The sequence below is a fragment of the Arthrobacter sp. B10-11 genome (assembly GCF_033142195.1).
GTDB lineage: Bacteria > Actinomycetota > Actinomycetes > Actinomycetales > Micrococcaceae > Arthrobacter > Arthrobacter oryzae_C.
The window spans coordinates 770,228-784,699 of record NZ_JAWMTH010000002.1 but is presented as its reverse complement, the minus strand read 5'-3'; the positions used below and the strand labels follow the sequence as shown (position 1 = coordinate 784,699).

Annotated in this window: 15 protein-coding genes and 1 tRNA gene; 10 read left to right on the top strand and 6 right to left on the bottom strand. The window is 64.8% G+C overall.

The genetic code is table 11. The features are described from left to right. Together RW112_RS09330 and RW112_RS09325 are read right to left on the bottom strand one after the other, a co-directional pair. On the bottom strand, nt 1-483 hold the full coding sequence (locus RW112_RS09330) for an FHA domain-containing protein (protein WP_011689896.1): 483 nt from the start codon (nt 481-483) through the stop codon (nt 1-3). Continuing rightward, nucleotides 480-1,226: a DUF3662 and FHA domain-containing protein gene (locus tag RW112_RS09325; protein ID WP_317781470.1), complete on the bottom strand. Its 747-nt coding sequence runs from the start codon at nt 1,224-1,226 to the stop codon at nt 480-482. Before RW112_RS09325 ends, RW112_RS09330 begins: the two co-directional genes overlap by 4 nt. Nucleotides 1,227-1,592: 366 nt before the next feature. On the opposite strand from RW112_RS09325, the gene RW112_RS09320 reads away from it, so the two are divergent. The 5 genes from RW112_RS09320 to RW112_RS09300 all read left to right on the top strand — a co-directional run bounded on the left by RW112_RS09320 (nt 1,593) and on the right by RW112_RS09300 (nt 5,631). Next, nucleotides 1,593-1,675: transfer RNA gene (locus tag RW112_RS09320), tRNA-Leu, on the top strand. 350 nt (nt 1,676-2,025) lie between these two features. Further along, complete coding sequence (locus RW112_RS09315) at nt 2,026-3,120, top strand: ABC transporter substrate-binding protein (RefSeq protein WP_317781469.1); 1,095 nt, start codon at nt 2,026-2,028, stop codon at nt 3,118-3,120. Nucleotides 3,121-3,125: 5 nt separating this feature from the next. Beyond that, complete coding sequence (locus tag RW112_RS09310; protein WP_317781468.1) at nt 3,126-3,959, top strand: ABC transporter ATP-binding protein; 834 nt, start codon at nt 3,126-3,128, stop codon at nt 3,957-3,959. Then, a complete protein-coding gene (locus tag RW112_RS09305) occupies nt 3,956-4,813 on the top strand; it encodes an ABC transporter permease (RefSeq protein WP_317781467.1) in 858 nt (285 codons plus the stop codon). The genes RW112_RS09310 and RW112_RS09305 overlap by 4 nt, the downstream gene beginning before the upstream one ends. After that, nucleotides 4,810-5,631 (top strand): ABC transporter permease, encoded by an 822-nt coding sequence (locus tag RW112_RS09300; protein WP_317781466.1) that lies wholly within the window; start codon nt 4,810-4,812, stop codon nt 5,629-5,631. The genes RW112_RS09305 and RW112_RS09300 overlap by 4 nt, the downstream gene beginning before the upstream one ends. Here RW112_RS09300 and RW112_RS09295 read toward each other — a convergent pair. The 4 genes from RW112_RS09295 to RW112_RS20870 form a co-directional block, all read right to left on the bottom strand. Further along, entirely contained in the window at nt 5,559-6,938 is a 1,380-nt protein-coding gene (locus RW112_RS09295; RefSeq protein ID WP_317781465.1) for an MFS transporter, read from the bottom strand. The genes RW112_RS09300 and RW112_RS09295 overlap by 73 nt on opposite strands. A gap of 172 nt (nt 6,939-7,110) precedes the next feature. Beyond that, nucleotides 7,111-7,503, bottom strand: a complete 393-nt coding sequence (locus tag RW112_RS09290) for a universal stress protein (protein WP_317781464.1) — start codon at nt 7,501-7,503, stop codon at nt 7,111-7,113. Then, complete coding sequence (locus RW112_RS09285; RefSeq protein WP_317781463.1) at nt 7,500-8,450, bottom strand: 2-hydroxyacid dehydrogenase; 951 nt, start codon at nt 8,448-8,450, stop codon at nt 7,500-7,502. Before RW112_RS09285 ends, RW112_RS09290 begins: the two co-directional genes overlap by 4 nt. A 124-nt stretch (nt 8,451-8,574) precedes the next feature. Further along, nucleotides 8,575-8,742 (bottom strand): hypothetical protein, encoded by a 168-nt coding sequence (locus tag RW112_RS20870; protein WP_411709887.1) that lies wholly within the window; start codon nt 8,740-8,742, stop codon nt 8,575-8,577. 18 nt (nt 8,743-8,760) lie between these two features. Here RW112_RS20870 and RW112_RS09280 point away from each other — a divergent pair, with 18 nt between their 5' ends. From RW112_RS09280 to RW112_RS09260, 5 genes are read left to right on the top strand one after another with little or no spacing between them, the layout of a single operon-like run. Then, complete coding sequence (locus RW112_RS09280) at nt 8,761-10,317, top strand: ABC transporter substrate-binding protein (protein ID WP_317781462.1); 1,557 nt, start codon at nt 8,761-8,763, stop codon at nt 10,315-10,317. A gap of 25 nt (nt 10,318-10,342) precedes the next feature. Continuing rightward, on the top strand, nt 10,343-11,272 hold the full coding sequence (locus RW112_RS09275) for an ABC transporter permease (RefSeq protein WP_317781461.1): 930 nt from the start codon (nt 10,343-10,345) through the stop codon (nt 11,270-11,272). Nucleotides 11,273-11,280: 8 nt separating this feature from the next. Continuing rightward, entirely contained in the window at nt 11,281-12,279 is a 999-nt protein-coding gene (locus tag RW112_RS09270; protein WP_317781460.1) for an ABC transporter permease, read from the top strand. Then, on the top strand, nt 12,276-13,424 hold the full coding sequence (locus RW112_RS09265) for an ABC transporter ATP-binding protein (protein WP_317781459.1): 1,149 nt from the start codon (nt 12,276-12,278) through the stop codon (nt 13,422-13,424). Before RW112_RS09270 ends, RW112_RS09265 begins: the two co-directional genes overlap by 4 nt. Beyond that, on the top strand, nt 13,417-14,466 hold the full coding sequence (locus tag RW112_RS09260; RefSeq protein WP_317781458.1) for an oligopeptide/dipeptide ABC transporter ATP-binding protein: 1,050 nt from the start codon (nt 13,417-13,419) through the stop codon (nt 14,464-14,466). Before RW112_RS09265 ends, RW112_RS09260 begins: the two co-directional genes overlap by 8 nt. The last annotated feature ends 6 nt before the right edge of the window (nt 14,467-14,472 follow it).

The following is a 14,472-nucleotide window of genomic DNA, read 5'->3' as shown; positions in this document are numbered from 1 at the left end:
CTATGGCCTCAATTCGATGACCGTCTTGCCGATTCTCACGGGGACACCGAGCTCCACCGGGAGGGCGCGGGTGAGCTGCTGATTGGCCAGGTATGTGCCGTTGGTCGAGCCGAGATCCTCGATGAACCAGCGGCTGCCCTGCGGGAATAGCCGGGCGTGCCGGCCGGAAGCATAATCATCCTCAAGTACCAGGGTGGCCTCCTGGGCGCGGCCCAGGAGGATGGGACTGTCCGCAAGGGGGATCGTATGGCCTTTGAGCGGACCTTCCGTGACCACCAGCTGGCGGGCCTGCTGCTTCGCGGGCGGCGGTGCTGTTTCCGCCAGCTCGGGGTGTTTCCGCACCTGGCGGGCAGTGGGAGCACCCATTGCCGCTTTCCTGCCGATCATCAGGTCCCGCCGCATGGCGGACACGATGCTGAAGATGAGAACCCACAGCAACAGGAGGAATCCGAACCGCAGGGCCGTAATGGTCAGTTCGCTCACGGGCGGCCACCGGAGTTGGCGGGCAAAAGGCGGAAGATGATTTTGGTCCGTCCCATCGTGATGGTGGAGCCGTCAGTGAGGTCGACGCTGCCGACAACCTTGTGTCCATTGACGTAACTGCCGTTGGTGGATCCCAGGTCTACGGCCTCTGTGGTGCCGTTGGCGGTGCGGATTTCGAGGTGGCGGCGTGAAACCCCGGTGTCGTCCACCAGGATGTCCGCCTCCGACGACCGGCCCAGCACGATGGACGGGGCGTTCAGCGAGTAGCGCTGGCCATCAATGTCCAGGACGGGCTGAAGCCGCACCGGCTGCCGGCTCGGCGCGGCGGGCACGTTGTTCCTTGGCATGGGCGGAGCCGCAGCGGAACCGGACGCCTGCTCCGTTTTCGAATCGATTTCGAAGTCGCCGGCACGGATTTCCTCGTCGCGCCGGAAAGAAATACGCACCGATCCCCGGAGGGTGTAGCCCTGGCTCCGGACATGGTTGATGACGACGTCGCAGAGCTCCTCGGCCAGGGGCGTACCCCATTCCTGCGCCCGCTTGAAGTCGTCCTCGCTGAGGCGGACGTCAAAAACGTTGGGGGCGAGGGTGCGGCCCGCTGCGATGGTGATGGCCTTGTGGTCCACTTCGCGGCGGAGCCGGCTGGCGATTTCCACAGGCTCAACCTGGGCCCGCGAACCGGTGGAGAAGACACCGCGGACGGCCTTTTCGATGCCGCGCTCGACTTTGTCCAGCATTCCCATGGCACCTCTCCTCTCCTGGCGGCTGCGGGGCAGCACTCGTTTCGGAACTCAGTTCACAACATTGCCGGGAGTGCGCCGGGGACGGGCACTCCTACATCTGATACTACTGGCCGGTGCTGTGAATGACCTTAATGCACAACGCCGGGGCGGGGAGATTCGTTCATTCCGTCCCGCGCTGGTGCCTATCCTGACAGGGCCCGGACGACCGCGTTCATGGTGATAGTCGCCGGCCGCGTTTTCGGCTACGGAGCCTGCAACCGGGCCCGATTGGTGTTTTCCCGCAGTTGTCCGTTATGCTTGATCTCGCTGCTTTCACAGGGCTGGCAGTCCGAAAAACCGGGCTTCCTGCCGGACGAAAGAAGTTGCGCGCGAGTGGCGGAACGGCAGACGCGCTGGCTTCAGGTGCCAGTGTCCGAAAGGGCGTGGGGGTTCAAATCCCCCCTCGCGCACGCAGATGAAGAACCCCGGTCTTAGGACCGGGGTTCTTCTGTTTAAGCACCGGCCCCGATGACGATTCCCCGCTGCCCGGTCATTTCCCCTTGGCGATACCGGGGGATATGTCCATCTGGCGGGGAAAGCCTCGCCGCCTCGCCCGGACTCGTGCCGCGCCGCCGCGCCCGGAATCTCGCCCCCGCGCCGCCTCGCCCCAAATCTCGCCGCCGCGCCTCCCCTGCTAACTGACAGTTAACTTCGCTGAAACGGCCGAAGCAGATTCCTGAAACAACTGTTCCATAGTGTCGGTGCCAGACGGCCCGCAGGGGCCGCTTCATGTGACCGCCTCCCGATTTGGAGTAGAAGAATGACAGCTTTCAGTTCGGAAAAAGGCCCGCTGCGCCCGTCGCGGCGGATGGTGCTGGCAGGATTTTCGTCAGCGGCACTGGTGGCCCTGACCGGCTGTGGAGGTGAATCGGGCGCCACTGCACCCGCTTCGGGAGCGGCGTCCGGCGCTGCTGCCGACTTCGGCACCCTCGAGGTCCAGCTTTCGTGGTTGAAGAACGCGGAGTTTGCCGGCGAGTACTTTGCCGACAGCAAGGGCTATTACAAGGACGCGGGCTTTAGCGCCGTCAACCTGATCGCCGGGGGACCGGGAGGGGCTTCGGCGGAAACCATGGTCCTGTCCGGCAAGGCCCTGGTGGGTACGTCTTCGCCCGTGGGAGTGGCACCGGTGGTCCTCAACGAGGGCGCGCCGCTGAAAATTATCGGTTCCACGTACCAGAAGAACCCGTTCACCATCGTTTCCCTGGCTGCCAACTCGATCACCGCCCCGGATGACCTGGTCGGCAAGAAGATCGGGGTCCAGGCCGGTGTCAATGAGACGTTGTTCGATGCCTTGCTGGAGGTCAACAAGATTGACGCGTCGAAGGTCACCAAGGTGCCGGTGCAGTACGATCCGCAGCCGCTGCTGAACGGCGACGTCGAGGGATTCTTCGCCTACCTGACCAACGAGGTGCTCACCCTTGAGCTGGGCGGGCACAAGACGGCGGTCCTGCCGTTTGCGGACAATGGCCTGCCTTTCATTGCAGAGAGCTTCGTGGTCACGGAGGAGTCCATCAAGGACAAGAGGCCCGAACTGAAGGCGTTCCTGGCGGCCACCATCAAGGGCTGGAAGGATGCCCTGGCGGATCCTGAGGAATCCGCCCGGCTCGCGGTGGAGGTGTACGGCAAGGAACTTGGCCTGACCATGGCCAAGGAAAAGGGTCAGGCGGAGGCCCAGAACACCAAGCTGATCGCCACGCCCGAGACGGACAGCAATGGCCTCTTCACTGTGTCCAAGGAGCTGATGGACAAGAACATCGAGATCCTCAAGCTCGCAGGCTACGACACCACCGCGGACGCGATCTTCGACCTGAGCCTCCTCGACGAGGTCTATGCCGAGAACCCCGACCTTAAGTAGGACGCATGACTGAAGTGAGCATGGAGGCCGTGGCCGGAGGGCTGCTTTCCGGCACAGGGATTTCGCTCAGCAACCTGGGCAAGAGCTTCCGGATGGGCCGGAAGAGCGTGGTGGCACTCGAGGACGCCAACCTGATGACATCGAAGGGTACGTTCCTTTCCCTGCTGGGTCCGAGCGGCTGCGGCAAGTCGACCATCCTGAGGATCCTCGCCGGACTGGAAACGCCCACCACGGGGGAAGTGACAGTGGACGGCCACACGCCGGCGGAACTGCGGACCCGGCACGAGCTGGGGATCGCCTTCCAGGATCCCGCGCTGCTGCCCTGGCGGAGTGTGGTGTCCAACATCCGGCTGCCCTTCGAGGTGGCCGGCCTCCCCGTTGACCACGCGATGGTGGACGACCTGGTGGAACTGATCGGCCTGAAGGGCTTCGAAAAAGCGAAACCTGCCCAGCTGTCCGGCGGCATGCGGCAGCGGGTGTCGATAGCAAGGGCACTGGCGCTCAAGCCGTCGGTGCTGCTGCTGGATGAGCCGTTCGGGGCGCTGGACGACATGACCCGGCAGCGGCTGAACCTGGAACTGCTGAGGATCTGGACGGAGAAGCCCGCCACCACGCTGATGGTCACCCACGGCATCGCCGAGGCCATGTTCCTCTCCGATGTGGTGGCCGTCATGAGCGCGCGGCCGGGCCGGATCCAGGAGATCATCACCGTGGACCTGCCGCGGCCGCGGACACCTGAAATGATGCGGACACCGGAGTTCCATGCGCTGTGCGACCGGGCCTCCGAACTTCTGTTCGGCGGCGCCGGAGCGCCCCTTGAGGAAGAGAAATCACTGTGATCCGGCCTTTCCTGTTAAGTACGAGGCTGCAAAGCACGACGGCGGCACGGCCGCTGCCGTCGTGGGCTGCGGCCGTGGTGGGGGTGGGGGCCACCGTTGCGGTCTGGTGGCTGGCCGCGGCAACGGTGCTTTCCGGTGTGGGTGCCAGTGCGGACGGTTCCGGCGGTGCTGTACCGACGCCGCCGGAAGTGCTGGGGCAGCTGGTGCGCGACGGCGTCGGGTTTTACTGGCCGAACCTCGCAGTGACGATGGCGGAGGCTTCTGCGGGGTACTTGTGGGGGAACGCCGCTGCGCTGCTGCTGTCCGCGAGTGTCCTGGTGGTTCCGTCCCTGGAACGGCTGGTCACGCAGCTGGCGGTGATCAGCTATTGCCTGCCCATCGTGGCCATCGGGCCGCTGGCCTTCATTGTCATCGGCTCGCCGGCACGCGGGGAATCGTCCGGAACGGCCGTGCTGCTGGCCGGGATCTCGGTCTTTTTCACTACCGTGGTGGGCGCGCTGGCGGCGCTGAAGAGCGCGGACCGGGCCAGCTTGGACCTCGTGGCGGTCTACGGCGGGGGCCGGCTGAAGCAGTTGGTGAAGGTGCAGCTGATCTCAGCGCTGCCCGGAATCCTGAACGCCTTGAAGATTGCTGTCCCGGCCGCCGTCCTGGGTGCGGTGCTGGGCGAGTACGTGGGCGGCGTGGACCGGGGGATCGGCCCGGCCCTGGTCAACGCACAGCAAAACCTCGAGATTGCCCGGGCGTGGGGTGTTGCCTTGGTGGCGGGACTCCTTGCCGGAGCCGGCTACGGAGTCTTCGCGCTGCTGGCAAGATTCGTGACGCCATGGTCCTCCGGACGCCAGGCGGCGGCATGAAGCCGGGATCGGCGGCAGGCATGGCCGCATTGAAGCGCGCGGGCCGGGCGGGCGCGGGCCTGCTTGTTTCCTTGGCGGTGGTCCTGCTGCTGTGGGTCGCACTGCTGAAGGCCTTCAACATCTCGCCGTTCGTCGGCAAAGGACCGCTGGACGTGTTCAACTTCCTGTTCACGGTGCCCGCCGCGGAGAACAACCGGCAGGTCATCCTGCAGAACCTCGGCCAGACCATGGTGGATGCGTTCCTGGGCTTCGCAGCAGGAATGGTGGGCGCCGTGGTCATTGCCGGTGTATTCGTGCTGTTCCGCGGAGTGGAAAACGCCCTCATGCCGGTGGCCATGCTGCTGCGCTCCGTGCCGCTCGTGGCTTTGGCACCCATCATTATCCTGATCTTCGGCCGGCAGGAACCGGCTGTGGCGGCCATCGGCGGGATCGTGGTTTTGTTCCCCGCCCTCGTCACGATTGTGTTCGGGCTCCGCTCGGCCTCCCCGGCCATGCTCGAAGTCATCGACGTCTATGGCGGCTCACGCTGGACCGCCCTGCTGAAAGTCGCACTGCCGTCGTCACTGCCGGCTTTCTTCACCGCCGTGAAAGTGTCGATTCCCGGCGCGATCACGGGAGCGCTGCTGGCGGAGTGGCTCGCCACCGGCAAGGGAATCGGCTACGCCATCATCTCCGCTGTGTCCCGGGCAAGGAACAACGAGGTGTGGGCGTCGGTGGTGGTGATCACCGTGGTGTCGATCCTCCTTTACACTGTGGTGGCGCTGCTGGAGGAGGCCATGCTGCGGCGGTCGGGCACGTCGGCGTCAACGTCCGGGTGACCCGCCGTCGTCGTCCGTTCCTTGAGGAAGTACACCAGGCCGGCGGCGAGGGTGGAAGCCGCCGCCAGGGCGAACAGTCCCGGGACCACGCTGCCGGTCTGTTCCTTGATGATGCCGAATCCTAACGGGGCCACGAAGCCGCCCAGGTTTCCGAGCGAGTTGATGATGGCGATGGCCGGCGCAAGGACCAGGGGGTGCAGGCCTGACTGGGGGATGGTCCAGAACAAGGGGGATGCGCTCTTGAAGCCCATCGCGGCAACGGCCAGGAACACCAGGGCCAGCACCGGGGTGGCCACGGCCGCGGCGAAGGTGCCCACCGCGGCTATGAGCAGGGCGAGCACCAGCAGGGGGCGCTTGGATGTGGCCCGGTCCTGCCACTTGGCCGCGAAGTACATGGCGACGACGGCGCAGACCCAGGGGATGGCGGACAGGAAGCCGACACTCAGGTCCGTGGTGCCGGGAATCTGCTTGACGATACTCGGCAGCCAGAACGTGTTGGCGTAGATGGACAGCTGGACGGCGAAATAGATGCCGCACAGCAGGAGGATCTGCGGGTTCAGCAGCATGTTCCAGCGGTTGACCTTGGTGCCGCTGCTGTTGCCGTTGGCAGTGGCGTGTTGGGCATCCTCGTTGGAGATCGCGCCAATAAGCGCGCTTTTCTCCCTGAGGGTCAGCCATTTGGCGTCCTCGATCCGGGCATCGAGCAGGAAATAGACCGTGATGCCGACAACCACGGAGAGCAGGCCTTCGAACCCAAAGAGCCACTGCCAGCCGCGGAATCCCAGCGCGCCGTGGAGGCTGAGCAGCATTCCGGCGATGGGTCCGGACAGTGCCGCGGCAACGGAGGAACCGGCGATGAAAATGGCGGTGGCCTTGCCCCGCTGGCCGGCCGGAACCCACCGGGCGAAATAGAAGATCACGGCGGGGAAGAACCCGGCCTCAGCCGCGCCGAGCAGGAAGCGCAGCACGTAGAACATCATCTCGTTCTGCACAAACGCCATCAGGAAGGACACGATGCCCCAGCTGACCATGATGCGGGTGAGCCACACCCTGGCGCCGAACTTCTCCATCATCACGTTGCTGGGGAGTTCGAAGATCGCGTAGGCGACGAAAAACAGGCCGGCTCCCAAACCGTAGGCTGCGGCGCCGATTCCAACGTCCGCCTCCAGGTGCTCGTGGGCATAACCGATGTTGGACCGGTTCAGCTGGTTGCAGACGAGCATGACCAGCATGATGGGCAGGACGCGCCGGAAGAACTTCCTGGTGGCTGACGCCAGATCCGTGACAGCGGTGTCGACAGACTGCATGGGAAGAATCCTCTGAATCGATGAGTGGAGCTTGCTGCGGGGACCGGGAGGCCTGCCCTTTGTGGTCCTCGCCACAGCGTCACCTAGACTTTATTCACCCTCCGCGATGCACGTCCAACACGTTTCTTGCATTACGTGATACCCGGAGGGAACTATCTGGTGACCCCGCGGCTCAGGAGCGCGGTCCGACGTCAGCCTTAACCGCAGTGACCGGGCAGCCCGCCTCGAGGATGACCCGCTGGGCAGTGCTGCCCAGGAAAAGCTTCCCCACGGGGGAGCGCCGCCGGACTCCGATCACTATCAGCTCAACGTCCTCCTCATAGGAGGCATCGATCATGAACTCCGCTGCGTCAGTGCCTTCAGTGGGGCGGAGCGATGCCTCCACGCCCGCAGCGGCTGCCGCGGCGATGGCGTGGCGGATGTCCGAGTCCGCCTCCGCGGACCCCTCGCCCGCCACGGGGCCCATAATCTGCAGGGCAGTCCTGCGCAGCGCCGCCTCTTCGATGGCGGCACTCAGTGCGGCGCGGCCCTCCTGGCTCGCGACGTATCCCACTGCGACGCTCATGCCTGCACCGCCGTCAGGACGGTACCCGTGGCGACGAAGTGTCGCAGGTTGGCGAGCGTAAGTTCTGCCATCGCGGCCCTCGTTTCGTGGGTGCCGCTTCCGAGGTGCGGCAGTAGGGCAACGTTGTCCAGGGCGAGGAGGTCTTCCGGAACCTTGGGCTCCTCCGCAAAGACGTCCAGCCCTGCGCCGGCCAGGCGCCCGGCGAGCAGGGCAGCCACGAGGGCTTCCTCATCCACCACGGTTCCTCTCGCGATGTTGATCAGGTATCCCTCCGGCCCGATGGCATCGATGACGTCGGCGTCCACGAGTTTGGCCGAGCCGGACCCGCCGGCCGCGGCGACAATCAGGACGTCGCAACCGGCAGCGAGTTCACGTGGTGAAGCCTTGTACTCGTAGCTGACCCCTTCCACCCGGTTGCGGCTGTGGTAGCTGATCTCGCAGTCGAAGCCTTCCAGACGGCGGGCGATGACCCGCCCGATCCGGCCGAGCCCGAGGATGCCCACCTTCTTCCCGCTCGCTTTGGTGGCCAATGGAAAGTTACCTTTGCTGAGCCAGTCACCCCTGCGCACGAAGCGGTCCGCGGCGCTCACCCTGCGAAGGACGTCCAGGTAAAGGGCTACGGCGGTGTCTGCCACGCAGTCGTTGAGGACATCGGGGGTGTTGCTGACCGTAATGCCGCGCCAGGCGGCCTGGGCAACATCCGTGGTGTCATAGCCGACGCCAAAGTTGATGACCCCCCGCAGGTTGGGAAGGGCACCCATCAGCTCCGGCCCGACGCCGAACTTTCCGGAGGTCACGGCCACCTCGAAGGAACCGCCGTGGCGCTGCAGGAATTCCTCCCGCTCCGGGGTGGAGTCGGGGAGTCTCACGGCGTCGTACTCGCTCCGGATGGATTCTTGGACGGATGGCATGAGTGGCCCTACCTGCAGGACAGCGATGTTCTTCATATCTGCACCCTAGGTTTACGATCCATACGCGTCCAACATGTAAATGGCATTGATCGATGCCCGAAGTGAATCGATTGCAGCACTCCCCCGGAAGCGCGCGGATTTTTGGGGAGAGTGGTGCCCGTCACAGGGTGTTGACGACGTGAGCGGGTCTTGCCGGGCACCCCGGGCGGCCGGCAAAAACCTTGTGGACCCCTAAGACCTCAACTAGCTTGAGTCCAGCGCGGCCCGAGACACCTGGTCTTGATGCCTGGTTTCCACTCGTACAAGAGCAACCCCCTGCCGCAAACACCCAATTCGGAGGAATCCAATGACGTCTTCTTCAAAGCCCCCCTTTCCTGCCTTGCTCAAATGGCCGGCCCTGGCATCCGTAGCGATGCTCGGGCTTAGCGGCTGCTCCGTAGCCAATTCCGACGCCGGTGCCGCCTCCTCGAATACGGTGCGTGTGGTGCTCGGCCAGGAACCACCCACCCTGGAAGCCTGTGAGTCGAACCTGACGTCCACCGGTGTTGTGGTGCGCTCGAATGTCACCGAACCGCTGATTGAACGCAACCCGCAGAGCGGCGAACTCGAGCCCAAGCTCGCCACCGAATGGAAAGCCACCTCCGATACCGAGTGGACCCTCAAACTGCGCGAAGGCGTGATGTTCCAGGACGGCACGCCGTTCAATGCCGACGCTGCCGCCTTCACCATCGAAAGGGCGGTCAACTCCAAGCTCGGCTGCAACGTGGAAGGCTACGTCTTTGGCGACGCGGACCTCGCCGTGAAGGCTGTGGACGCGACCACCCTGACCGTCACCACCCCGGAGCCGGATCCCATCCTGCCGCTGCGCCTCTCGTTCCTCGAAGTGGTTCCGACCTCCACGAGCGCCACGGAGAAAGTCCGTGAACCGATCGGTACGGGTCCTTACAAGATCGAGCAATGGGACGCCGGCCAGAAGATCACGCTGTCCAGCTGGGATGGCTACTGGGGCGACAAGCCCGCCTACGCCAAAGCTGAGTACCAATGGCGTTCGGAGAGCTCAGTGCGCGCTGCCATGATCACCAGCGGCGAGGCTGATGTTGCCATGGGACTGAGCCCGGACGACAACATCGGCGACCTGGGCGTCGACTACCCCAACAACGAGACCGTTGCCCTGCGGCTCGATGCCAACGAGGCACCCCTCAATGACATCCGCGTCCGCCAGGCAATCAACTACGCCATCGACAAGGAGGGAATCGTCAACTCGCTCTACCAAGGCAAGCACCAGGTTGCTGCCCAGCTGGTTCCCGAAGGAATTGTGGGCCACAACGCTGAACTGAAGGGCTGGCCGTTCGACCTGGACAAGGCAAAGTCCCTTATTGCCGAGGCCAAGGCCGACGGCGTTGATACTTCCGCGCAGATCTCGATGGTGGTCCGCAGCGCACAGTTCCCGAAGATCACCGAACTGGGCCAGGTCCTCCAGGAGCAGCTGAGCCAGGCCGGCCTGAACGTCAAACTGAAGATGCTCGAAACCAGCCAGCACCTGACCTACCAGGTACGCCCCTTCCCCGACGATGAGGGCGCGGTGGCCCTGATGACCCAGCACGGCAACCAGGCGGGCGATGCAGCCTTCACCGTGGACCAGTACATGCTGTCCACCGGCGCCCAGAGCTACTTCGGCACCCCCGAGTTCGACGCCATGATCAAGAAGGCGGATGCGGCGTCCGGCGATGAGCGGAAGAAGGACTTCGAGGAGATCTTCGCCTACCAGAACGACAAAGTGGTCCAGTTTGCCCACATCTCGCACCAGACCGGCATCATCGGGAAGGCCAAATCCGTGAAGTACACACCCAATTCGTCCAGTGGCGACGAGCTGCGTGTTTCGGAAATGACCCCGGCAAACTAACGCGGACCTGGAGATAAGGACAGCCATGCTGATCTACTTGAGAAAGCGGATTGTCTCCAGCGCGTTGCCGCTGGTGGTGGTGATTGTTGGCGTGTTCGCGCTGGCCAGGATGACGGGAAACCCCGCCAGCCTCTACCTGCCGCTGAACGCCACCCAGCAGATGCGCGACGACTTCACCGCACGCAACGGACTGGACCAGCCGCTGCTGGTGCAGATGGCCGACTACTTCGGCGGAGTGCTCCGGCTCGATTTCGGGCAGTCCCTGCGCACAGGCCAGGATGCCGCAGCCATGGCACTGCGCGCCTTCCCGGCCACCCTGCAGCTGGCGGCCACCACCATGGTGCTGGCCGTGCTGCTGGCGCTGGTGGTCGGTTGCTGGGCTGCGCTCAAGCCGAACGGCATCGCTGACCGTATCTCAAGTTTCGTCTCCATGGCTGCCGCTTCGATCCCTGATTTTTGGCTGGCAATCGTGGGCATCTGGGTCTTCGCCATCACCCTGGGCTGGCTCCCGACATCAGGTGTGTCGGGAGCCGGCGCCTGGGTATTGCCGATCGCCACGTTGCTCTTGCGGCCTTTCGGTGTGCTGGTCCAGATTGTCCGCGGCTCCATGGTCTCCGCCCTCTCGGAGCCCTACATCAAACTGGCCCGCAGCCGCGGAGCAGGCGAACTCCGGGTGGTCACGCACCACGCGCTGCGCAACGCGGCCGCCCCCGCTCTGACGGTGGCCGGCGACCTGACCGTGGGCCTCGTCAACGGCGCCGTGGTGGTGGAGACCATCTTCGGCTGGCCGGGGATTGGAAAGCTCATGATCGATTCAATCCTGCAGCGGGACTTCGCTGTCCTGCAGGCAGCCGTCCTGCTCACCGCCGTCGCGATCTTTGCCCTGAACATCCTCATCGACATGGGGTACGCGTTGCTGGACGCGCGCGTCCGTCCGATCACGGTTAAGGCTTAGGAGTAGCCATGAAGAGTTCACTGACTGAAGGTGCGGCGCCGGAGCAGCTGCCGGCGGCCGACGAACGCGGCACCGAAAAGAAGGGCGGAAACCAGGATGGAAAGCTGAGCCTCTTCCGCCTGCTGCTCAAGGACCGCTTTGCCACCGCCTCTGCGCTGATCCTGGTTTTCATCGGCCTGACCGCACTCGTGGGCCCTGCGCTGATGGGCGATTTGGCCACCAAGCAGAACCTGCTGTTCGCCAACAAGGCACCCTTCACGCTGGCGCACGGCTGGGAATACTTCCTAGGCAGCGACTCACTGGGCCGCAGCATGCTGGCCCGCCTTGTCGTAGCCAGCCGGACCACCCTGTCCGTTGCTTTGCCCGCGGTGGCAGTGGCCCTCTGCGTTGGCTCCCTGTGGGGCGTGTGGGCCGGCTACCACCGGGGCTGGCGGGAGAACGTGTCCATGCGCATCGCCGACGTGATCATGAGTTTCCCGTCCCTGCTGCTCGCCGTCGTCGTGCTCTATGTCTTTAGCCCCAGCGCGGCGAACATCGTGCTGATCCTGGCCCTCACCCGCATCCCGATCTACCTGCGCACCGCACGCGCCGAGTCGGCGGAGCTCCAGAGCCGGACATTTGTCGACGCGGCACGCACGTTCGGTGCCAAACCCAACGCCATCATCGTCCGGCACGTCATTCCCGTGGTGCTGCCGACGCTCCTGACGCTGGCCACCCTCGAGTTCTGCTACGTGATGCTGGCTGAGTCCTCTCTGAGCTTCCTGGGCATCGGCATCCAGCCGCCGGACGTCAGCTGGGGCCTGATGGTGTCCCAGGGCCGGCAGTACCTGCAGACCGCATGGTGGCTGTCGATCTTCCCCGGCGTTGCCATCGTGGTCACGACCATTGCCGCCAACGTCCTCGCCGCCTGGCTGCGGATCGCCACCGATCCGGCCCAGCGCTGGCGCCTCGCACTTCCCCGCAAGCGGATGATCGCCCGTATCCCAGCCAAGGAGGCACAGCCGTGAAAACAGCTGCCCAACAAGCCCCAATCCAGCGCACCGCCGCCGCGCCAGGCACAGCGTCAGGGCAGGCGAAGGCACACGACGTGGTCCTGCAGGTCCGTGACCTTGCCGTGGACATCCGCACACACCGCGGCACCGTGCGCGCCGTCAACAGCGTGGCTTTCGAGGCCCGCGCCGGTGAAACCCTGGCGCTGCTTGGGGAATCCGGCTGTGGAAAGTCCATGACAGCCAAGGCCCTTGCCGGGATCATGGATCCTGTCTGCGACCTGGCCGGCGGAGTGATCCTCCTCAACGGAACGGACCTCGCCGCACTCAGCCCCAAGCAACGGCTCAAGTTTGCCGGACCCGAGCTTGGCATCGTCTTCCAGGACGCACTGACTGCCCTCAACCCGGTCTACACAGTGGGTACTCAGCTAGGTGAGGCCTTCCGCATCCACCGGGGCCTCAGTGCCAAGGAAGCGCGGGCCGAAGCGATTGACCTGATGAAGCGCGTCGGAATCCCCGAGCCGGAATCCAGGGTCAATTCCTACCCGCACCAGTTCTCCGGCGGCATGCGCCAGCGCATTCTCATCGCCATGGCCGTGGCCCTCAACCCGCGCCTTCTGATCGCAGATGAACCCACCACCGCCCTGGACGTCACGGTCCAGGCACAGATCATGCAGCTTCTTCGGAAGCTGCGCGAGGAGGGCCAAATGGCTGTCGTCCTCATTACCCACGACCTCGCGGTTGTCGCCGAGGAAGCCGACTCGGTGGCTGTGATGTACGCCGGGAACGTGGTGGAGAGCGGACCGGTATCCGAAGTTTTCGCCGACCCCCGCCACCCCTATACCAAAGGGCTGCTGGAATCGGTGCCCGTCCACCTGGAGCGGGGCGCGCAGCTGAAGTCCATTGCCGGGAGCCCCCCGGAGCTCCATGACATTCCCGCCGGCTGCGTCTACCAGTCCCGCTGCCCGCTGGTGCAGGACGTCTGCCGGGCCGAGCGGCCCGTGCTCCGCACGGTTACCGGAGCACGCCCGGTAGCCGGCAACACTATCGAAGGCAACGCCGTCGCCGGCACCGGCGACCCCGCGAACATCCCTTCCGGCAGGGAGCCGCGGCCTGCCCGTACGGCCGCCTGCCACTTCAGCGAGGAGATCAACAATGCCTGAGCCGCTTCTTAAAATTGACGGCCTGACCAAAACGTTCCACGTGGTGAAGAGCGCCAGCGGCAACACCCGGCTCAAGGCCCTGGACGGAATCAGCCTGACAGTAGGCCGCGGGGAGACCCTTGGGCTGGTGGGCGAATCCGGCTGCGGCAAGTCCACTTTGGCACGGACCCTGATGATGCTGGAAACACCGGACGAAGGCACCGTGAGCTTCGAAGGAACCAACCCCTTCGGGCTCCGCGGGAAGGAACTGCTGGGCTGGCGGCGGCGTGTACAGATGGTCTTCCAGGACCCGTTTGCCTCCTTGAACGCCCGGATGAACGCCGGCGACATCATCGCTGAGCCGTGGGCCACCCACCGGGCCCTCTACCCGACGTCCCGGGAACGCGACGCCAGGGTCCGGGAACTGCTGCACATGGTGGGGCTGCGTCCTTCCGATGCACGCAAATCGCCGCAGGAATTCTCCGGCGGCCAGCGCCAGCGCATCGGCATCGCCCGGGCCCTGGCCTTGAACCCGGACGTCATCATCCTCGACGAGCCGGTCTCGGCCCTGGACCTTTCCGTCCAGGCGCAGGTCCTGAACCTGCTCAATGAGCTCCAGCAGGAACTCGGTGTTTCCTACATCTTCATCTCGCACGACCTGACCGTCGTCCGCCATGTGGCGGACAGGGTCGCCGTGATGTACCTCGGACGGATCATCGAGACCGGGGCCACCGAGGAAGTCTTCGAACACCCCCGGCACCCCTACACGGCGGCCCTGATGTCGGCGTCGCCGAAGCTGGACGTCAGCGGAACCAGGAGGGACAGGATCGTCCTCCAGGGTGAGCTGCCCTCTCCGCTGGATCCGCCGTCGGGCTGCCGCTTCCGGACGCGCTGCTGGAAGGCGCAGGACATCTGCGCTGAAGTATCGCCGGAACCGCAGGTCCTTGCGGCTCCTGACGGCACGAAGCATATTGCCGAATGCCATTTCCCGCTCGATTCCCGCAAGGGCCTGACCGGCGCCGCTGCAACTGCTACTGCTACCTCCACTGTGCCCGTCCAGTGACGGATC